General features: G+C 38.0%; 17 protein-coding genes. 14 read left to right on the forward strand and 3 right to left on the reverse strand.

The window, feature by feature from the left end; translation table 11 throughout:
- The first annotated feature begins 101 nt into the window (after positions 1-101).
- The 14 genes from LOS73_RS10885 to LOS73_RS10950 all read left to right on the forward strand — a co-directional run bounded on the left by LOS73_RS10885 (position 102) and on the right by LOS73_RS10950 (position 15,149).
- Positions 102-1,571, forward strand: coding sequence for a NarK family nitrate/nitrite MFS transporter (locus LOS73_RS10885; RefSeq protein WP_033030633.1), 1,470 nt, complete (start codon positions 102-104; stop codon positions 1,569-1,571).
- 13 nt (positions 1,572-1,584) lie between these two features.
- Positions 1,585-3,327, forward strand: a complete 1,743-nt coding sequence (locus LOS73_RS10890) for a bifunctional protein-serine/threonine kinase/phosphatase (protein ID WP_033030635.1) — start codon at positions 1,585-1,587, stop codon at positions 3,325-3,327.
- 9 nt (positions 3,328-3,336) lie between these two features.
- Positions 3,337-4,530 (forward strand): alginate export family protein, encoded by a 1,194-nt coding sequence (locus LOS73_RS10895; protein ID WP_457933625.1) that lies wholly within the window; start codon positions 3,337-3,339, stop codon positions 4,528-4,530.
- Between the two features lie 227 nt (positions 4,531-4,757).
- Complete coding sequence (locus LOS73_RS10900) at positions 4,758-6,281, forward strand: FAD-dependent oxidoreductase (RefSeq protein ID WP_457933626.1); 1,524 nt, start codon at positions 4,758-4,760, stop codon at positions 6,279-6,281.
- Positions 6,282-6,310: 29 nt separating this feature from the next.
- Entirely contained in the window at positions 6,311-9,007 is a 2,697-nt protein-coding gene (locus LOS73_RS10905) for a nitrate reductase (RefSeq protein WP_457933627.1), read from the forward strand.
- Between the two features lie 16 nt (positions 9,008-9,023).
- Positions 9,024-9,995, forward strand: a complete 972-nt coding sequence (moaA, locus tag LOS73_RS10910; RefSeq protein ID WP_033030645.1) for a GTP 3',8-cyclase MoaA — start codon at positions 9,024-9,026, stop codon at positions 9,993-9,995.
- Between the two features lies 1 nt (position 9,996).
- Positions 9,997-10,677: a molybdenum cofactor guanylyltransferase gene (locus LOS73_RS10915; RefSeq protein WP_033030649.1), complete on the forward strand. Its 681-nt coding sequence runs from the start codon at positions 9,997-9,999 to the stop codon at positions 10,675-10,677.
- Positions 10,674-11,213: a molybdenum cofactor biosynthesis protein B gene (moaB, locus tag LOS73_RS10920; RefSeq protein ID WP_457933628.1), complete on the forward strand. Its 540-nt coding sequence runs from the start codon at positions 10,674-10,676 to the stop codon at positions 11,211-11,213. Before LOS73_RS10915 ends, moaB begins: the two co-directional genes overlap by 4 nt.
- 1 nt (position 11,214) lies before the next feature.
- On the forward strand, positions 11,215-11,685 hold the full coding sequence (gene moaC / locus LOS73_RS10925) for a cyclic pyranopterin monophosphate synthase MoaC (RefSeq protein WP_007375236.1): 471 nt from the start codon (positions 11,215-11,217) through the stop codon (positions 11,683-11,685).
- Entirely contained in the window at positions 11,663-11,965 is a 303-nt protein-coding gene (locus tag LOS73_RS10930) for a MoaD/ThiS family protein (RefSeq protein ID WP_457933629.1), read from the forward strand. The genes moaC and LOS73_RS10930 overlap by 23 nt, the downstream gene beginning before the upstream one ends.
- Positions 11,965-12,423: a molybdopterin synthase catalytic subunit MoaE gene (moaE, locus tag LOS73_RS10935; protein ID WP_457933630.1), complete on the forward strand. Its 459-nt coding sequence runs from the start codon at positions 11,965-11,967 to the stop codon at positions 12,421-12,423. Before LOS73_RS10930 ends, moaE begins: the two co-directional genes overlap by 1 nt.
- Positions 12,423-13,085: an MOSC domain-containing protein gene (locus LOS73_RS10940; protein ID WP_457933631.1), complete on the forward strand. Its 663-nt coding sequence runs from the start codon at positions 12,423-12,425 to the stop codon at positions 13,083-13,085. The genes moaE and LOS73_RS10940 overlap by 1 nt, the downstream gene beginning before the upstream one ends.
- A gap of 166 nt (positions 13,086-13,251) precedes the next feature.
- A complete protein-coding gene (locus tag LOS73_RS10945; RefSeq protein WP_033037799.1) occupies positions 13,252-14,706 on the forward strand; it encodes a sensor histidine kinase in 1,455 nt (484 codons plus the stop codon).
- The gene (locus tag LOS73_RS10950; RefSeq protein WP_007375231.1) at positions 14,703-15,149 is read left to right on the forward strand and encodes a response regulator; all 447 of its coding nucleotides are present in this window, start codon (positions 14,703-14,705) and stop codon (positions 15,147-15,149) included. Before LOS73_RS10945 ends, LOS73_RS10950 begins: the two co-directional genes overlap by 4 nt.
- Positions 15,150-15,275: 126 nt before the next feature.
- Here the strand turns inward: LOS73_RS10950 and LOS73_RS10955 are convergent, their stop codons facing one another.
- From LOS73_RS10955 to LOS73_RS10965, 3 genes are all read right to left on the reverse strand, one after another.
- Positions 15,276-16,991 (reverse strand): two-component system response regulator, encoded by a 1,716-nt coding sequence (locus tag LOS73_RS10955; protein ID WP_457933632.1) that lies wholly within the window; start codon positions 16,989-16,991, stop codon positions 15,276-15,278.
- Positions 16,992-17,054: 63 nt separating this feature from the next.
- Positions 17,055-18,566: a PAS domain-containing sensor histidine kinase gene (locus tag LOS73_RS10960; protein WP_033030366.1), complete on the reverse strand. Its 1,512-nt coding sequence runs from the start codon at positions 18,564-18,566 to the stop codon at positions 17,055-17,057.
- Between the two features lie 909 nt (positions 18,567-19,475).
- Complete coding sequence (locus LOS73_RS10965) at positions 19,476-20,738, reverse strand: nitrate- and nitrite sensing domain-containing protein (RefSeq protein ID WP_033030374.1); 1,263 nt, start codon at positions 20,736-20,738, stop codon at positions 19,476-19,478.
- Between the last annotated feature and the right edge of the window lie 19 nt (positions 20,739-20,757).

A 20,757-nucleotide genomic window follows, 5' to 3' on the forward strand; every position in this document is an offset into this window, starting at 1 on the left:
TGCTGTATTGGGTTAACTAAAATTTAACAAAGTTTGGGCTGCTACTCATATAAAAGAGTGGGGCATTTATAAAATAATAATACGTTTACGAGGAAATAAACATGCAACCGAGTTCTGGATTTAACTTAATATCCTTTAAAGGAAAAATGAAAGTATTACATCTAAGTTGGATGGTCTTTTTTGTGTCATTTTTTGTATGGTTTAACCATGCTCCTTTATTGGGTGCAATTGCGGGCTCGCTTGGTATTACCATGGCACAAGTTAAAACATTACTAATTTTAAATGTAGCGTTAACTATTCCTGCCCGTGTTGTGGTGGGTATGCTGACCGATAAATTTGGTCCCCGGATTGTTTATGCGGCGCTACTTATTACCTGTAGTATTCCGTGTTTTATGTTTGCTATGGCAACCACATTTGAACAAGCCGCTATAGCGCGTTTTGCGCTAGGCTTTATTGGTGCTGGCTTTGTTGTGGGCATTCGTATGGTGAGTGAATGGTTTCCTGCTAACGAGCTGGGCATAGCAGAAGGTATTTATGGCGGCTGGGGTAACTTTGGTTCAGCAGCAGCGGCTATGTTATTGCCAATTATTGCACTTATGTTTGGTGGCGAAGATGGTTGGCGTTACGCAGTAGGTTTAACGGGTGTATTAAGCGTTATATTTGGTATTATTTGGTACTTAAATGTAACCGATACACCAAAAGGCGGTACATACTTTAAGCCTAAAAAAGTAGGCGCAATGGAAGTAACCAGTAAAGGCGACTTTGTATTACTTCTTATTATGAAAATTCCTATGTATGGTGCTCTAGCATTACTTACTTGGAAGCTTTCACCAACCGGTGCTAACCTAATTTCGGCTAACTTTGTACTTGCCGTGTATGCTTTTTTAGTTCTGCTTTATATTTACGAAGTGTATAAAACCTTTGACGTAAATGGTCATATTTTTAAAGAGCCAGTACCTGAGTCTCATCGTTATGAATTTAAGCAAGTGGCTGTTTTAAATATTTTATATTTTACAACTTTTGGTTCTGAGCTTGCAGTTGTATCTATGTTACCGCTATTTTTTATGGATGTGTTTGCGCTTGATATGGTGTACGCGGGTATTTTAGCCTCTGCTTATGCATTTATGAATTTAGCATCTCGCCCAGGTGGCGGTTGGATTTCAGATAAATTAGGTCGTCGTATTACCCTTATTGTACTTACAACGGGTCTTGCTGTTGGTTATTTTGTAATGGGCTTGGTTGATGCTTCTTGGCCTTTATGGCTTGCAGTTGTTGCAGCTATGGCGTGTTCGTTCTTTGTGCAAGCTGGTGAAGGCGCTGTATTTGCGGCAGTACCGTTAATTAAACGTCGTTTAACTGGGCAAATTGCAGGTATGACAGGTGCTTACGGTAATGTAGGTGCAGTAGTGTACTTAACGGCATTGTCACTTGTTGATTATCAAACTTTCTTTTTCATTATTGCGGGTAGTGCATTACTTGGTCTAGCTGCACTGTTTTTTATGAAAGAACCAGATGGCCATATTACCGAAGTAAATGAAGACGGCACCGTTGAACTTATTTCAGTGACTTAAGGCATTATTGACTATGTTTGATGAAACACTCCACGCTAAATCGCTAAAAAATGAACTCAACGTTTCATTTGGCGGGCACAGTGCTAAAGGGTTAAAAGCAGAAAATCAAGATGCGTTTGCAGCTCTTAATACCAAAGCGCAAGAAAAAGAGTCTAAAGGCGTTATTGCCTGCTTAGCCGATGGGTGTTCATCAGCAAAAAATGCTAAACAAGCGTCTCAACTTTCGGTTACTCATTTTATAAATGAGTATTTAAATACCCCCGAAAGTTGGGCGGTTAAAAAGTCAGTGTCGAAGGTGTTAGCAAGTTTAAATCAGTGGCTTTATTCGCAATCGGTTAATTACAATCACTTAGGTCAGCGCCAAGCCGATTGGATGACGACTTTTACAGCACTTATTTTAAAGTCGGCAACGGGTTATATATTTCACTTAGGTGATACGCGTATTACTCGCTTGCGAGGAAATAAAATAGAGGCAATAACACGGGATCACAAAGTAAACGATACGCTAACGCGTGCACTTGGCGCACAACTTCATCAAGAAATAGATGTATACGAAGTTGACCTAAAAGCAGACGATATTTATATATTAACCTGCGATGGCGTACACGATGTGCTCCCAAGTAGTGATATAGCTAAATTAATTAACGAGTACACTAATTTAGAAAATGCAGCTAAAGCAATTACCGAACTTGCATTAGCACGAGGCAGTGACGACAACGTAAGTTGTTTACTGGTAAAAGTAGAAAATATTGCCGAGCAAAAGTTAGATGAACTTTACCATTCGCTAACACGACGAAAAATTCCACCAGCGCTTAATGTTGGGCAAAAAATTGATGACTACACGGTTATTCGTAAATTACATGCCAGTAGTCGCTCACACATTTATTTAGTGCAACAAGCGCCCGATATACCGCCAGTGGTTTTAAAAGCACCTTCGGTTAATTTTGAAGACGATGTGCACTACCTTCAAGGCTTTATAAGAGAAGGCTGGGTAGGGCAACGCATAAACCATTTAAACGTGATGAAAGTACTGAGTACGCAATCGCAGAGTCGTTTTTTGTATCATATTTGTGAGTACATGGACGGGCAAACACTCAGTGATTGGAAGCACGACGTGCCGCACCCAGAAATAACCCAAGTACGCAGTATTATTGAACAAATAGTACATGCACTAAGGGCGTTTCAGCGACTCGATATGGTACATCGCGATTTAAAACTCGATAATGTAATGATAGATGCGCACGGTAAAGTAACGCTCATAGATTACGGCACAGTAAGTGTTGCGGCTATGGACGAGTCGGTTAAACAAATTGCGGATGATTGCCCGCAAGGTACTGCCGACTACACCGCACCCGAAACACTTATTACTATGCACGCCGATTTTAAAAGTGATTTGTTTTCACTTGGCGTGATTGCATATGAGTTATTGTGCTCAAAATTGCCTTATAAACCACTGCCACTTAACCACGTAGCGCCAAAAGATTACACCCATTGGCATTACACAAGTATTCGTAAATACAGAGCCGATATTCCGTTTTGGTTAGATCAAGCCCTTATGAAGGCGCTTGCCCCTAAACCTGAGCTCAGATACCAAGCTTTTTCTGAGTTTATAAACGATATCAACAAACCTAATCCTTATTTAGAAAGTACCGCTAATAAAAGTTCAATAATGAAACGCGATCCAGTTATGGTGTGGAAATGTATTTCGCTGTGTTTATTTATTGCTTTGGTATGTGTATTAATAATTAAAACTTAGAGAACCAAAATGCTTAATTACAAGAACAACTTACCTATTATTTTTATACTGGGTTGCTTCACTGCGCCTTCAATAAGCCAAGCTTCGCAAACTGATCTTGATTTTAGACTGCGTTTTGAAAGCGTTGATCAAGAAAATGCCTTAAAAGATGCAAGCGGCTTAACACTTAGAACCCGCTTAACGCATCAAACAGATGAGGTGAATGGTTTTTCAGCCCTTATTGAAGTAGAAGATACTCGCAGCCTATTGGGCGTAGATGATTACAACAATACGGTGGGGAAAAATACTAATTACTCTGTTATTGCAGACCCAGAAAACACTGAGATAGATCAAGGTTTTGTTAAATATGCCCGCGATGGTCTATCGCTAAAAGTAGGACGCCAAGTAATAGCCCTTGATGGGCAGCGTTTTGTTGGGCACGTAGGTTGGCGCCAAGACAGGCAAACCTTTGATGCAGCAACCATTAATTACGCATTTAATAACATAGATTTACAGTACAGTTATTTAAATAAGCGTAACCGCATATTTGCTGACGATAAAGACATTAAATCGTCCGATCATCTAATTAATGCAAGCTTTAAAACAGACTACGGTAAAGTGGTTTTATACAGTTACTTATTAAGTGACGATGCACTACAAGACGACAGTTTAGACACTTATGGCGTTTTTTTTAACGGTAATAAAACCCTAAACGACATAAAATTTTATTACAAAGCGGAGTATGCAACGCAGTCTGCGTCAACAAGCGTGAGTGATTTTGATGCTGATTACTATGCACTTGAAGGCGCTGTGGATTTAAATGGGTTGGGCATAAAAACAGTAACTTTAAAAGTCGGCATAGAGTCACTTGGCTCTGACAATGGCGATTACGGGTTTGCAACACCGCTTGCCACGTTACATAAATTTAATGGTTGGACAGATACGTTTTTAAATACACCCACACAAGGCTTGGACGACACTTACATAAGCTTAAACGGTAAAGCGTTTGACGGAAAATGGCTGGTGGCTTATCACAGTTTTGATGCTAATGAGCAATCAAATGGGGTTGACGATTTGGGTACTGAACTAAACGTACAATACGTTAAACCTATTAATAAACAATACGCAGTGGGTGTTAAATACGCTGATTACTCAGCGGGCGATACTGCTGCTAATAAAGTCGATACTCAAAAATTGTGGGTATGGATGAGCGCTAAATTTTAACCCTCATTATCTTCTAATATTCACTTGTAATTTATAGCGACACAAGATGGTGCAATTGCACCATCTTGTGGGGCTTTATGCTTTTCACCTCTGCACCAATGTAGGTAACTTGTTGATTTTAAGTGCTTATATATTTGGCTTACATATTGCTATAACAAACCTATAACAAATTATTCGATGTCAGTTTTAGTCAATTACTAAAATAGGTATCACTTTAAGGTGGGTAAATGTTAAGCAAGCAGCGTGTTGTAGTGGTAGGAAACGGAATGGTCGGGCACCATTTTGTGCAGCAGCTAGTTTCTCAAAATCAAGCTGATGAGCAATTTGAAATTACGGTACTTAGCGGTGAAGACCGTTTAGCGTATGACCGTGTACAACTATCCTCTTTTTTTAAAGGCAAAACCGCAGACGACCTCGCACTTACATGCAATAAAACCTATGACGATTGGCAAATACGCTTTCATACTCATTCTAAAGTGGTTGATATAAATCGTGATATGCAAACTGTAACGACCGCTAAAGGGGAGTTGTTTGAATACGACAAACTTGTGCTTGCTACAGGTTCATTCCCATTTGTACCGCCTATACCGGGTAAAGATCGCGAGCATTGCCTTGTTTATCGCACCATTAACGATTTACACGCAATAAAAAATTCAGCCCACGGCAGCAAAGTAGGCGTGGTAATTGGTGGCGGTTTACTGGGGCTTGAAGCTGCAAACGCATTAAAGCAATTGGGTCTGCATACTCACGTAATAGAATTTGCTCCGCAACTTATGGGTGTACAAGTTGATGCTGGTGGCGGTCGGCTACTAAAAAACAAAATTACGGATTTAGGCGTTACTGTGCATACATCGGTAGCAACGGAGGAAATAGTAGAAGGTGAAAGTTGCCGTTACAAAATGTGTTTTAAGGGCGGTAAAACCCTTGAAACCGACATGATTGTATTTTCGGCGGGTATTCGCCCTTATGATAATTTGGCCCGCGAGTTTAATTTAGAGTTAGGCGAGCGCGGCGGTATTGTAATTAATAACCACTGCCAAACGAGCGATAAAAACATATACGCTATTGGTGAATGTGCACTGTGGAATAATTTTATTTTTGGCTTAGTGGCACCTGGTTACGCCATGGCTAAAATAGCAGTTGGTCATATTTTACAAGATACGCAGCAAGGTAGTTTACAAAGTACTGGCTTAGACAATAAAGCCGATGAATTTAGCGGTGCCGATATGAGCACTAAGCTTAAATTAATGGGTGTTGAAGTAGGCTCTATCGGCGATGCGCATGCACGCAGCGAAGGCGCAATAAGCTATTACTTTGAAGACCAAGCCAATGGTATTTATAAAAAAATAGTCACTAATTCACAAAGTAATAAGCTGATTGGCGCGGTACTTGTTGGCGATACCAGCGATTACGACAATTTGCTGCAATATCATTTAAACGACATTGAACTTACCACCGATCCCGAAGCGCTCATTATGCCCCTTGCCGGCGACATGGCAGAGCTAAGCGCCGATGACTTGCCTGATGACGCCATTATTTGCGCGTGTCATAAAGTAACCAAACACACCATTGAACAATCAGTTTCTAACGGCTGCATAGATTTGGCAAGTGTGCAGCAAAGCACCAAAGCCAGTACAGGTTGTGGAGGGTGTGAAAAGCTCGTTCAAAACGTAATAAACAGCGTGCTCGCTAAAGCAAGTAACACTATTAACGTAGTTACCATTAATGAGCCTGTAAAACAGCCTGCATAAATTAAAGCACACTAAAAGAGAGCAGTAGTATGACAACGGCAAACACGTCACCAACTATAAATAAAACCAGTTTAAAACAAACAACATGTGCTTACTGTGGTGTAGGGTGCGGTGTTGATATTTCACTTTTTAATAATGTGCCAACCAAGCTTGAAGGCATGCGAGAACACCCCGCAAACTTTGGTCGTTTATGTGTAAAAGGCACCCATTTGCTCGACACAACAGGCAGTGATAATCGCTTAACGTCGCCCCTCATTAATAATAAAGCAGCCACGTGGGATGAAGCAACTGACCACGTTGCCAATAAATTTAACGACGTAATACAAAAGCACGGACCCGATGCGGTGGCATTTTATGTATCGGGGCAGTTACTTACTGAAGATTACTACATTGCTAATAAATTAATGAAAGGCTATATAGGCTCAGGCAATATTGATACAAATTCGCGCCTGTGTATGTCATCTGCTGTGGCAGGTTATAAACGCGCTTTTGGTGAAGACGTAGTGCCGTGTACCTACGAGGATTTAGAGCAAACTGAGCTGCTTATTTTAATTGGCTCTAATGCCGCATGGACTCATCCGGTTTTGTATCAGCGAATGGAGCGTGCAAAGCAGCTTAACTCAAATATGAAAGTGGTGGTTATTGATCCGCGTAAAACCGACACAGCTGAGCTTGCCGACACATTTTTAAATATAAAACCAGGCAGTGACGCTGCGCTTTATAACGGTTTGCTTAATTATTTAAATGAGCATAACCACCTCGATACGCAATTTATTGCTCAGCACACAAACGGCTTTGAAAGCGCATTGCAAGAGGCACAAAAGTGGAGCTGTGAGGCAGTTAGCGACTTTTGCGATATAGCAATTGAGCAAGTCACTGAGTTTTACGCGCTATTTGCTAACAGCCCAAGTGCGATTAGCTTTTATTCAATGGGTATAAATCAGTCAAGTTCGGGTGTAGATAAATGCAACGCCATTATTAATGCGCATTTAGCCTCAGGTAAATTACTTAAGCCAGGCAGTGGTCCGTTTTCAATTACTGGGCAACCCAATGCGATGGGCGGGCGCGAAGTAGGTGGTTTGGCTAATCAGTTAGCGGCGCACTTAGATATTGAAAACGAAGCGCATCAATCACTTGTACAACGCTTTTGGCTCTCGCCAACTATTGCTAACAAAGCAGGCAGCAATGCTATTGATATGTTTGATGAAATAGCCGCAGGCAAAATAAAAGCAGTGTGGATAATGGCAACAAACCCAATGGTGAGCTTGCCCAATAACGCCGCTATTAAAAAAGCATTAGAGACCTGTGAGCTGGTGGTTGTATCTGACTGTATTGCAAAAAGTGATACGTTAAAATTTGCCGATGTTGCCTTTCCATCAACCGGATGGGGCGAAAAAAACGGCACAGTAACTAACTCAGAGCGCAGAATATCAAGACAGCGCCCGTTAGTAGCGCCTTATTCGGGTGCTAAAAACGATTGGCAAATTATGTGTGAAGTCGCTAAAAAAATGGGCTTTGAAGGTTTTGATTTTACAGATCCAAGTGGCATTTTTGAAGAATGGGCACAATTAACCGACTTTGAAAATAACGGCAGCCGATTATTAAACCTCTCTGGTTTAGTTGGGCTCACAAAAAATGAGTATGATAATTTAAAACCCATTATGTGGCCTGTTGTTAAAAATCAGCCTTATAAAAATGGTCAGGTTTTTACAAATAACCAATTTAGCACCGCTGATAAAAAGGCGCGTTTTATACCTATAACGCCGCAATTACCTGTGCAACAAACATCAAGTGATTATCCGTTTGTAATGAACTCAGGGCGTATACGCGACCAATGGCATACCATGAGCCGCACCGGTAAAAGCACTGCGCTTTCATCGCATATTACACGCCCGTACATTGAAATTAATCCGCTTGATGCCAGTAAATTAGCAATTAAACAAAACGATTTAATAAGTGCAATTGCCCAAACAGGACACGTTACCGCGCATGCAAAAGTAACCGATTCGGTTCGAAAAGGTGAATGCTTTATGCCTATTCATTGGAATAAGCAATTTGCGTCATCAGCAACAGTAAGTGGGTTGTATCAATCGGTAGTTGACCCTCTATCTGGTCAGGCTGAGTGTAAACACGGCGCTGTTAATATAGTTAAAGCACCCTTTGAGCAATATATGCAGCTGTTTGCTAAAAACGAACTTGTTATAAACAGTGATTTTTGGCTCAAAGTTAATGCAAGCAATTGCTTTAATTACCAATTGGCGCTTAATGAGCCACAAAGTGATTTACTGTATTACTGCCAAACCTTAACCGGTTTACAAGGGCAGTGGTCGGCTATGAATACGGCAAAAGCCATGCATGTGCAGTGTATTCAAAACGATCAATTAGCGTTTGTTGGTGTTATTTCTAACGAGCAAAAAGAAATATCACTTGAGTGGATAAACCATTTATTTGCAGAGCCATTACTGACCTTTACACAGTTACAGTCTTTGCTTTATGCAACCCCCGATGAAGAATTTACTCAAGGCGTGCAAGTGTGTAGCTGCTTTAAAGTAAGAGAGCAGCCGATTATAAACGCCATTAAAAACGGTGCAAACACAGTCGAGCAATTGGGGTCTGAACTTAAATGTGGGACGAACTGCGGTTCGTGTAAAACACAATTAAGCCAATTAATAAAACAACATTACAAAGCAGGTTCTAGCAGCATTGATGTTGCGGTTGTAATGTAAAGAAAAAAGGAAGCATATGCTTAATGATCAATTTGGTCGGCAGTTTAACTATTTGCGCCTCTCAATAACCGATGTATGTAATTTTAGTTGTAGTTATTGTTTACCAAACGGATATCAGTGCGATACGCCGCGTAATTTTTTAAATAAAAGCGAAATTAGCACGCTAGTAAATGCGTTTGCAGAACTAGGTACTAAAAAAGTGCGTATTACAGGTGGTGAACCGTGCTTGCGAAACGACGTAACCGATATTATAAAACTCTGTAAAAATACGCCTGGTATAGAAAAAGTAGCCATTACTACCAACGGGTTTAATTTATTAAAAAAAATTGATGAATTTGCTGAAGCCGGGCTTGATGCGCTTAATGTAAGTATTGATAGTTTAAATCCGAGTATGTTTAAACTCATAACAGGGCACGACAAACTTAACCTTATTTTAAAAGGGATTGAACGCGCGGTAGAGCTGGGCATAAAAGATATAAAAATAAATGCGGTGCTTGCCAAGCAGTTTAATAAAAACCAATTAAAGGATTTTTTAGCGTGGGTAAAACACCACAAAGTTACAGTGCGCTTTATAGAATTAATGGAAACAGGTGACGGCGCGACCTTTTTTGAAGAAAATCACTTAAGTGGGCAAACGGTTAAAGCCCAGCTTTTAGCTCAAGGCTGGTTACAAGTAGTTAGGGGGAAATTAAACGGACCCGCTGAGGAATTTTGTCATCCTGATTACGATGGTCGTATTGGTTTAATAATGCCGTACAGTAAAGATTTTTGTAAAAGTTGTAATCGCTTGAGAGTGTCGGCGCTGGGTAAATTACACTTATGCTTGTTTGCCGAGCAAGGTATAGATTTACGCGAACTACTAAACGAGGACGATACTGCAGCGACCGTAAAGGCAATTCGAGCCGCTATGGGCAATAAAGAAATAAGCCATGAGCTAGATAAACGCTTAACAGGTGCGACAACTCACTTAGCCATGTTAGGCGGTTAATATGGAAGTAAAAGCTAAGCGAGATTTTACAGGCGTTGTGCTTGCTGGTGGTAAGTCATCAAGAATGGGCACAGACAAAGCCGATTTAGTTTTAAAAAACAAAACGCTATTGCACAATGCGTGTGATTTATTAAAAGACGTAGGCGCTAAAAACATACTTATAAGTCGCAACGTTACAAATCCAGTTAAATCATCGAGCCAATATTCACCGAGCGATTATCCTTCAGAGAAGTACGTTAAAGATATATACCCAAATAGTGGACCCCTTGGCGGAATTTATTCAACATTAATAACCACCGAGCATGACTTACTCATTACTGCGGTAGATATGCCTCTACTTACGAGTAGTTTGTTAAGCACAATTGTGCTGGCTTCTCAGTCAAATAACGTACAAAGTGTGAGCAATCAATTAAATCAGTCACAAATACATGCTTGGCACTTTGAAAATGAACCACTACCGCTGTATATTCGTAATACAAGCAGTGTAAAAAATCATTTAAAGCACATACTCACAAACGCAAACAGTCATAAATCAATAAAACAGTTTACCCAAAGTATTGGTGTGCAAACGCTTTTATGTAATAAAGCGCATGCATTAATAAACACCAATACACCGGCGCAATTTAAAGCTGTAAATGAGCATTTTGACCAAAGCATTAATCAATTAAGAAGAACATTATGAGTCACACAACTGAGTCACAAATAGCATTAAACATTGCCGTAATGACGGTAAGCGATACACGCGATGAAATTACTGACACCTCAGGTCATTACTTAATTAAAGCGCTAACTGAAGCTGGTCATCACTTAGCTGATAAAGACATAGTTAAAGATGACGTTTACCAAATGCGTGCAGTGGCATCGCAGTGGATAGCCGATGACACCATTCATGCTATTTTAGTGACTGGCGGTACAGGCTTTACTGAGCGCGATTCAACACCAGAGGCATTTGCGCCGCTATTTGATAAAAGCGTAGACGGTTTTGGTGAGCTATTTAGGCACATATCGTACGGCGAAATTGGTAACTCTACTATTCAATCTCGTGCATTGGCAGGACTTGCTAATAACACCGTTATTTTTTGTATGCCAGGCTCTACAGGCGCATGTAAAACTGCGTGGACAGGCATAATAAAAGATCAACTTAACTCAATGCATAAACCGTGTAACTTTGTACCGCACATTACCTTTGGTAAAAAGTGTGAATCGCGTGAGCAATAGTATGTTGAGTCACGTTGACGAAAACGGCCAAGCTAATATGGTTGATGTATCGCTCAAAGACGTAACCCTGCGCGATGCCTCAGCTGAAGCCTTTATTAGCATGAGCAAGCTTGCCTTTGAGCAAGTAATGCTTAATCAAAACAAAAAGGGCGATGTGCTAGGCGTGGCACGCATTGCAGGTATTCAAGGCGCTAAAAAATGCGCTGATTTAATTCCGCTTTGTCATCCGCTTGCACTTAGTAAAGTCGCTGTTGATTTTGAACTTGATGAAGCAAACAGCCAAATTAAAATAACCAGCTACTGCAAACTTGCCGGTAAAACGGGGGTTGAAATGGAAGCGTTAACAGCGGTATCTGTGGCTAGCCTTACTTTGTTTGATATGTGTAAAGCAGCCGACCCACTAATGGAAATTAGCGGCATGCGCGTTACTCAAAAAGCAGGGGGCAAAAATGGTAGTTGGCAACGCGATTAATAATCCAAACGATGCAATATCTAGCGCCGGGAAAGTAGAGCTATTGTTTTTTGGGCAACTAAAAGAGCGGTTAAAGTGCAGTAAATTAAGTCTTGAGATTACGCAGCCGCTTACTATTTCAGAGCTTAAATTAAGATTAGTGAGCCAATACCCGCATTGGCAACCGTGGCTGGAGGAGCGTGAGCTACTTGCAGCGCTTAACCAAGCTATGTCATCAAGCGACGAAATAGTGAGAGCAGGGGATGAGCTTGCCTTTTTCCCGCCGGTTACAGGTGGCTAATGAGCATACATATTCAAGTACAAACCGATGATTTTAATGTAGGTGACGAGCACAATACGCTTTGTAGTAATAATAAAAGCGATGGCGCTGTTGTTACCTTCACAGGTTTGGTAAGAGAGTTCAGCAGTGGCGATAATGTTATTGCACTTGAGCTTGAACACTACCCTGGTATGACCGAGCAACTGCTTCAATCTATTGCAGAGCAAGCACAAACTCGCTGGCAACTGGCGCGAATATGTATTATTCACCGCGTTGGTTACTTAGCACTTGGCGAGCAAATTGTATTTGTAGGCGTGACCAGCCGTCATCGCCAAGCCGCGTTCGAAGGCGCACAATTTATAATGGATTATTTAAAAAACCACGCCACGTTTTGGAAAAAAGAGCACTTTAAAGACTCATCAAATTGGGTTGAGTTTAAACAAAGTGACAGACAAGCATTAGGTAAATGGGAGTCTTAATGAAAATAATCTCTACAAATATCTCTAAAATAAAAACGGTTGTGCATAACGGCAAAGAAGTTAAAACAGGTATATTTAAAACGGCTACTAACGAACCGGTAACTATTGAAAAGCTAAGTATTATAGGTGATGAGCAAGCTGATTTAGTTTACCACGGCGGCGTAGATAAAGCGGTATATGCTTTTTCGCACAATCATTATGACTATTGGAAGAAAACGCTTGCAAACGAGGATTTAACCAGTGGCATATTTGGTGAAAACTTCACAATTTCTGACCTTGATGAAGCGAATATACATATAGGCGATCATATTCGAATTGGTACTGCACTGCTTGAAGTAAGCCAGCCTCGTGTGCCCTGTTTTAAATTGGCTATCGCCCTTAATAATAAAAACAGCCTTAAACTGTTCACGCAGTATTATTGCACGGGTGTGTATTTTAGAGTCATTGAGCAAGGAGTTGCCAAAACAGGCGATACAGTCACTATAGAAAAAAAAGCGGCGCATAATATTTCAGTTAAAAAGCTGTTTCAGGCGTTTTTTGACAAAAAATACGTAGGTTACGAAGACGTACTTTTAGAGGCCCTAACTTTGCCAGAGCTTGCTGGAGAGTGGCAAGAAAAGTTAAAAAAGAAACTTGCTATTAAAGTTGAATCGGCCAAGTGAATGCTGTGCAATTTTTATGCAGTAATTAAATTCTCTAAATAAGCGCAAAACTTATACATTAACTAGTAAAAAAAAGAATGCCTGCTATAACTAAGGTTAGAAAAACCATAATAAATATAGTGTTACGGTTATTAACCAATAGCGAATAGAAAAACAGGCTTCGTATATGAATATAACTAACAAATTGATGCTTATAGTAATCTTAACGACAGCCGAAGTAAGTATTACCGTTTTTTCTGCCTTTGAAATAGCTAAAGGCGCTAAGTTTCATCAGCTTAATTTTCTTCATTTAAAGTATATTAACCAATTAACAAAGACAGTAAAAAAAATAAAAAACGACACCCCTGTAGACATAAATACAATAGAGTTTGATATATTGGCTATAAAGCAGCAACCTATTGATTGTCTTGATGAAGTTAATTATTTAAACCGTGTTATTATGAAAGTCATTAAGACTGATCAAGCTTTAACTATTTGCGAAAATGATATAGAAATTGCGGATAAAGCACTACTGTCAGTTACTCAATATAAGAAAGGTGAACTCAGTAGAGATGATTTTTTACTAAACCTTAATGTTGCACTTGATGGATTCAATCAACATTCAGAAATGTTTGAAGAACCAATCAGAAAAACAGTGTCGTTTATATTGATCACTTTAATACCACTTGTTTTAATCATATCCCTTTTTAATATTATTTTAATCAGTTACCTGTCACGTACCATATCTAGCTCTATACGCAATTTAACCATTCTTTTAACTAGTAAACCTGAAGATAGTACTAATTTAGATGACGAACTTGATAAAAATACCACGGGTGAATTAAAAGCATTGGTAATAGCAGCAAGACAGCGTATCAAAGATGATTTATTAAACATAGAAAATAGTATAGAGCTAAAAGCTATTGTAAACAGCCAAACAGCTTCTTTGCAGCAGGCAAATGATGAACTGGCTCAGTTTGCTTATCGGGCATCACATGATTTAAAGTCACCGTTATCGGGCGCTAAATCTTTGGCTCAATTTGTTATTCAAGATATAGAAGCTGGTGATATTAAAGAGGCCTGTCAAAATGCGAAAATTATTTACCAACAAATGGAGAAGTTAGAAACACTTGTTGTTGATATTTTATTATTAGCAAAAGCAGATATAGGTAATGAAAACGAAGAATTAATTGATTTTAATCAGTTAATTACTGATATGGAAGAACGACTGGCTTGGTTAATGAAAGATAATCCTTGTACATTAACAACGAATATTAATTTATCGACACCTATCAAATCAGAAAAAGCGCGTTTTGCTCAAATCATCGAAAATTTGATATCAAATGGGTTGAAATATTACGACACAAATAAGGATGCGCCTTATGTTCACTGCGATATTTTTAACGAACAAGAGACGTTCAATATTACAGTTACCGATAATGGGATTGGAATACCTGATAAGCATCAAAGCGAAGTGTTTGATATGTTCAAGCGATTTCATGTTGAGACGAGTAGCGGCTCAGGTTTGGGTATGGCACTAGTTAAAAAACATATAGAGTATTTAGATGGAGAAATATCATTGCAAAGTTCTAATAGCGGTACAACATTCAAAATAACAATACCTATGGATAAATTAAGATGAAAAAAGTAAAACCACCTATATTAATTATCGATGACAATGAAGTTGATCGGTATATCCTTAAAAGATTAATAAAAGAAGCTAACTTAGAGCTTACCATTTTTGAAAAAAAAGATGGTCAAGAGGCGTTAGAATTTCTCGAAAATTATGAAGCGAATAGAAAAGAACACCCAGATGGCTTTCCCCCAATATTGATTTTTTTAGACATTAATATGCCCAGAGTTAATGGTATTCAATTTTTAGACGAGTTTGCCAAGCTCAGGAAAGTCATTGAAATAAGTTCTTGCGTAGTCATGATGTTCAGCTCATCAGAACGAGAAGAAGAGAAAAAAATTATTATGGCGCATGATTTTGTTAAAGGCTATTTAGTTAAGGGAACTTTTAAGGCTGAAGATCTAAAAGAGAAGGTACTGTCTGTTATTGATACTCCAATACAGGGAGATTAAAAATTATTACGATCTCAATATATTATTAGTTTATATTGAGTGAAAATAGAGTTTTAGGTGTTTTTCGGTTTAGCAAAATACAGCCTCTGTTATTTTATTTTGACGATTTCAATATAGGTAATATTTCTAGATTGAATCGTCGGCGTTCTTAGTGAGTAATAAGTCTATGTCGTTTGCAGGCATGGGCCTTGAAAATAAAAAGCCTTGTAAATAGTCTATTTCTAATTGTTTACATAAATCGTGCTGTGCTTGGGTTTCAATACCTTCGGCGACAATATCAAAATCTAATTTTTTAAGCATCAGAGACAACCCTTCTATTACTTTTAGTCGTTTCCCTTTTTCACCATCAGATGATTGCATGCTTTTATCTAACTTAACAATATCAATGGGGTAAGATATAAGATGAGATATAGATGAATAGCCCATACCAAAATCGTCCAAAGCAATTCTAAAGCCATTATTAGATAAGGTGGTTAATATATCAGTAACTTCTTCGTTATCTTTGATAAAGGCTGTTTCAGTTATTTCTAAAATTATACTATTAACATTCACATCATATTGCTTTACAGCTGCGAGTAAATAAGCGAGCAATCCTTCACTCTGAAGCTGTATTGGGGAAATGTTTATTGATAAATTTAGCGGAATTTTAAAACGAGTTTGCCATAATGATAATTGCTGTAGAGCTGTTGAAATAATCCACTCACCAAGCGTCACAATTAATCGGCATTCTTCTGCAATGGGTATAAATTCATCAGGAGTATAACTAATATCGGTATCTGGCCAACGAATTAAAGCTTCTACACCTGATATTTTTTGCCGTTTAGAGCAATAAACAGGTTGGTAAAATATTCGAAAGTTTTCTTGTTCTAAATTTTCTTTAATTTTGTTTTGAATATCAACGCGACGACTAAACTCGTATTGATATTGTTCTTTATAAAAACTAATTTTTGCTTTACCGTTTTGCTTAGAGCGATACATTGCAATATCAGCACATTTAAGCAGTTCATGTGACTCCGTCGCATCTTGAGGGTAAATAGCACTGCCAATACTCACACTACAGTTAATCGTTCTACCTTCATGTAAAAAGGGCTTAGACACTTCAGCTAATATTCTATTTGCAATCATACCTATTTGATTAATATTACTTATACCACCAATAATAACAGCAAATTCATCTCCCCCTAATCGAGCAAACCCTTCGTCTCTTCTTAGGCAGTGGTTAATTCTTGTTACAGTTTGTATTAAAATCTGATCGCCAACATTATGCCCTAATGTGTCGTTTATATGTTTGAAATTATCTAAATCCAATGCCAAAAGCGCGACACTATTTTTAGTCCGTTTATTATTGGCAATCATTACTTTTAATATTTCTTCAAAATGGTATCGGTTTGACAAACCCGTTAGCTGATCCCTTTCTGCCATATGCTTTACAGCGAGGTAACTGTCATGCATGCGTTGTTCAGCTTCAAAGCGTTTTTTAGCGTATATAAGTGCTTTATTTAAACTACTACGTGTAATATCACCCTTAGGTAAAAAATCTTGTGCACCGGCTTCTATACACTCAATTGCGAGGGTTGAGTTCTCTGATGAACTAATCATAATTATTGCAGTATTACCAAGTTTTGGCTTTGCTCGCATCTCAAGAAGCATTTCGATACCATCTTCTTTAGGCATATTATAATCGAGTAGTATTATGTCAAAATGCGTATTTTCAATGGCGCTTAAACCTTCAGAAACGCATGTTACTTCAGTAATATCATGAAGTTGAGAGCCATCTGAAATAAGTATCTTTTTAATTAATTTACGATCTACTAAGTCATCATCAACTATTAAAATATACATAAGTTCCTTAAGGGTTTAGCACTATGCCAATACTCATCTTTAATTAATAAAACAATTTTATTGCTAAATTTTTGGCCAAAAAATAGTAAATGTACTGCCAAGCTTTCCATCAGATGCTACTTCAATCTTACCGCCATAATTAATAATGAGCTTTTTTGCTACACAAAGACCAATACCACTACCTTCTACGTCATCACGAGATCGCAGAGTTTGAAACAATTTAAAAATGAGTGAAAAATACTTTGGATCTATTCCAGGGCCATTATCTGTTATTTCAATAAGATAATAATGATGAGAAGGCCGCAGAGAAATGTGTATAACACCAAGCTCTTTATCGTTATGTTTTATAGCATTACTAATAAGGTTTAAAATGACTGTTTTGAAGGGGACTACAGGTATGTTTAATAATTTATCATTTGCATCTATATGAACAGTTACCGTTTCTGGGATCTCTAAACATTCAGCGATTTCAAGATAGACATTTTCTAAAGACAAGTCAGAGCGGGTAGAATCACAGCGATCTACTCTCGAATAGCTCAGTAAATCTTCTAGTAATACCTGCATTCTATTAGTGCGATTAATTACTAACTGAAAGTTTTCTAAATGCTCTTCAGGAAGCAGATCTTTACAGTCATCCGAAATCCACTCAAGTAAACGTTTAATTGCATTTAATGGCGATTTTAAATCGTGAGAAGCAATACTGGTAAACTCGTCAAGTTCACTGTTTGCTTTTTGTAATTTAGATATTAAATTTTCTTTTTCAGCTATGTCTCTGCACACACCTAAAATATAATATTTACCAGACTTATCTTCAAAGCGTTGTTTTATAGTTTCTACAGTAATCTGCATGCCATTAGGCATTGCTAAATTTTCGACTGTTTTACTAATGCCGCAATCTAAAGCAATTTTGTCTTGCGCTAAAAATGCAGTAGCCGCATCTTCTTCGTAGTGTTCAATTGTAGTAAAGCCGATTATTTTGTTTTGCATTTCTTTTGGATAACTATTTTTGAAGGCATCATTTGCGTATACAATTTTAAAGTTTTCGTCCTTTATAAAAACAAAATCTCTATTTAGCTCAGAAATCATTGAATGAAGTTCAGCATCTTTTTCTTTTTTAAATATAAAATTAAGTTGGAGTAATTGATTTACAATATTTTTTTGTATGGTGGCTAATATCGTTTTATCTTTTTCTGTAAATGCGGATTCACTTTTTCGTTCAAATATCAACCAACCCAATTTTAAGTTCGATGGTAAAATAATGAGTGATATAACCCTACGCATTTTGGAGTTTACATTTAAGGGAGTATTTGAAGTGCTTTTTGAGTTACCCTCGATAATAGATTCATTAAATACTTCACTATTTAGCGCCTCTGTGGTTATGGCTATTTTCGAACCATATTGGTACAACTCAATTTGACCCTGTGGTGAATTTGCAATAATAGAGCATGCCGTAGCATCAAAAACATTTAAGATTAGTTCAACAATGTGCTCTAAGCTTTTTTGAATGTCGTTATCAACAAAAAAATTCGAATCTGTTGGTAATATATTCTCAATATAGCGTCCTACATTAGGCATTAACACTTCCTTCAATCTAATCATTTAACTAGTACCTGTTGAACTTTCATGATTGAAATTCGTTCAATCTAAGAGCTGTTTAATCGTGGCGCGAGGTTTGTAACCTAGTGGGCTCGGCACCTGCTCCTGCGTACTCTAATGGCTTACACCACTGTAAGAATAAGTAAAAACCGAGCAACAAAGAGTCAATCACCCTTAGGTAGCGCATATTTGGCATTTATTCTGCGTTATCGCCTATTTTTGGGGAGTAACCACACTACATAGGCTCTAACTTGCTTAAATACCAAACAGCTTGCTGCCAATTCAACCTCGAAAGATGAACAGGCCTTAATATAAAATGCCCTCACATTAAAACGCTATGTAACAAGCAATTAACTTATTGTAGTTGATTATTATGAGTTTGCTTAAATAATCTATTTTTATAAATTAACTTTTTAAATTAAAAGCTTACCTAATTTAAATACACCGTGTTTTAGGTTTTTAAAAGCAATTACACAGGCATTTCAAAATGCGGTTTAATATCAGTTCGCAATAATGCTTAATTAATTTGAGAATTAACCCTGACGCTAACCGCGTTAAAATTACTGGTTTACGACTATGGGTGCAGAGGCAACTGTCGAGAACTACTAATAACGACATTTCTGTCTTGTTATCTATCAGGTTTTCTTATCTCAAAGTAGCTCACTTAATTAAGGGAGTTGGTCATAATTAGTTTAATCAGAAAAGGTATAATAGGACGTGTTAAGCTCGCAAAATTAAACTTTAAATTAATGAAGTTTAATCACACGGCTAAGTTTGGGTTTAGTGAAAATTGAACAAAGCTAATGCTACTTACAATTCAGCCTAAGTAAAATTTTTGAATTGTAGTATTGACCATTTTATTAACCAGAAAGTAGATTATTTATTACTTTAATCACTCAGTTCCACAATTGTTTGCGCTACGCTGTATAACGTTTTATGTGAATTCATCGCTTGCTTTTGAAGTTGTTTATGGGCTTGTTCTTCAGTGAGTTTTAATTGCTCAATAAGTATGTACTTGGCTTGGTGAATGACCTTTTGCTCACTAATAACTTTTTTAGCGTCAAGTAACGCTTGGTTTATTTGTTTTATATGCTGGCTTTGCTCGATAATTAAATCATACATACTTTTATTACTATTGAGCTTATCGGCCGCTATATTTTGGCTTACTTCTGGCTCTGGTTGCTTAATGGCTAATTGCCCAAAAGTCGGGGCTATGTGTTGCTCTGCCATATTGTTAAGTACTTGCTTATTTGTATTTAAACTACGTTGAGCACAGGCTATTTGCATTGCTGCGGTATCAATTAATTGATCTGCTATATTTTGTTCAATTTTGTGCATTATATCTATGCGCGTGGTGGTTACTTCGTACCATACTTCACTCAGTTGTGAGAGAGGTTGGGCGTTCTCGTCATCGAGTTTTTGCAGTAAACTTCTAAGTTGCTCTACCTGATTATTAACCTGATGTGTTGTTAATGTGGCAAAGCATTTTAAAAGGTGCGCATCGGCGTACTCATTAAAAAAGTCAAAACTGTGGTTTTGTTCTTGTACAAAATGCGCGAGTTGTTGTTTTTGCTCAGTGGTAAATTTACTCGCTGCAAATGCTTGTGCACCACATGCTCGCTCTTGTCCTGCGTATTCTTTGCCTTGCATAAAGTTAAAAAATGCAACTAATAGGCGGGTTATTTTAGGATCGCTTGCGCCGTCTGCGGCTTCTAAAATAATATTGAGTAAACTAGCAATTAACTGCGTGAACGACTGCGTAGCATGCACTGCACTAATGTTTTGGTGTGCTATTTGATTGCGTAGGTCGGGCAATGCGTCAAGTGTTTGCAGGCTATAGGTAATTAAATTAAATAACCGAGTATGGCCAGTATCGGCGTTGTCTTTTATAAATGTTTGTTTTAGAGAATCATAAAATGCAGTTTGTGCGCTGCTACTTAAAGGAATTTGCTCTTGTAATTGGGTTTTAAATCGTTCGCGGTTTGAAGCCAAAAATATATTACTCATTGCACGTTCTTTTTGTAACTGATGTACAAAATCGCCTAATTTAGTAAGCGAGGCACAACTGTTTTGTAATTGCTTTAGCGCGTGTATTTCTTGATACTTAGCCGCTAATAAAAACTGCTTTGTGAGAGGATTACTTGTCGCCATTGGTATTATTCCACACTTT

Source organism: Pseudoalteromonas sp. SCSIO 43210, from assembly GCF_054133285.1.

Excerpts from the sequence above, each read along its gene's own strand:
- LOS73_RS10885 (WP_033030633.1), top strand. The coding sequence starts at position 102 with ATGCAACCGAGTTCTGGATTTAACTTAATATCCTTTAAAGGAAAAATG.
- LOS73_RS10890 (WP_033030635.1), top strand. The coding sequence starts at position 1,585 with ATGTTTGATGAAACACTCCACGCTAAATCGCTAAAAAATGAACTCAAC.
- LOS73_RS10895 (WP_457933625.1), top strand. The coding sequence starts at position 3,337 with ATGCTTAATTACAAGAACAACTTACCTATTATTTTTATACTGGGTTGC.
- LOS73_RS10900 (WP_457933626.1), top strand. The coding sequence starts at position 4,758 with ATGTTAAGCAAGCAGCGTGTTGTAGTGGTAGGAAACGGAATGGTCGGG.
- LOS73_RS10905 (WP_457933627.1), top strand. The coding sequence starts at position 6,311 with ATGACAACGGCAAACACGTCACCAACTATAAATAAAACCAGTTTAAAA.
- moaA (WP_033030645.1), top strand. The coding sequence starts at position 9,024 with ATGCTTAATGATCAATTTGGTCGGCAGTTTAACTATTTGCGCCTCTCA.
- LOS73_RS10915 (WP_033030649.1), top strand. The coding sequence starts at position 9,997 with ATGGAAGTAAAAGCTAAGCGAGATTTTACAGGCGTTGTGCTTGCTGGT.
- moaB (WP_457933628.1), top strand. The coding sequence starts at position 10,674 with ATGAGTCACACAACTGAGTCACAAATAGCATTAAACATTGCCGTAATG.
- moaC (WP_007375236.1), top strand. The coding sequence starts at position 11,215 with ATGTTGAGTCACGTTGACGAAAACGGCCAAGCTAATATGGTTGATGTA.
- LOS73_RS10930 (WP_457933629.1), top strand. The coding sequence starts at position 11,663 with ATGGTAGTTGGCAACGCGATTAATAATCCAAACGATGCAATATCTAGC.
- moaE (WP_457933630.1), top strand. The coding sequence starts at position 11,965 with ATGAGCATACATATTCAAGTACAAACCGATGATTTTAATGTAGGTGAC.
- LOS73_RS10940 (WP_457933631.1), top strand. The coding sequence starts at position 12,423 with ATGAAAATAATCTCTACAAATATCTCTAAAATAAAAACGGTTGTGCAT.
- LOS73_RS10945 (WP_033037799.1), top strand. The coding sequence starts at position 13,252 with ATGAATATAACTAACAAATTGATGCTTATAGTAATCTTAACGACAGCC.
- LOS73_RS10950 (WP_007375231.1), top strand. The coding sequence starts at position 14,703 with ATGAAAAAAGTAAAACCACCTATATTAATTATCGATGACAATGAAGTT.
- LOS73_RS10955 (WP_457933632.1), bottom strand. The coding sequence starts at position 16,991 with ATGTATATTTTAATAGTTGATGATGACTTAGTAGATCGTAAATTAATT.
- LOS73_RS10960 (WP_033030366.1), bottom strand. The coding sequence starts at position 18,566 with ATGCCTAATGTAGGACGCTATATTGAGAATATATTACCAACAGATTCG.
- LOS73_RS10965 (WP_033030374.1), bottom strand. The coding sequence starts at position 20,738 with ATGGCGACAAGTAATCCTCTCACAAAGCAGTTTTTATTAGCGGCTAAG.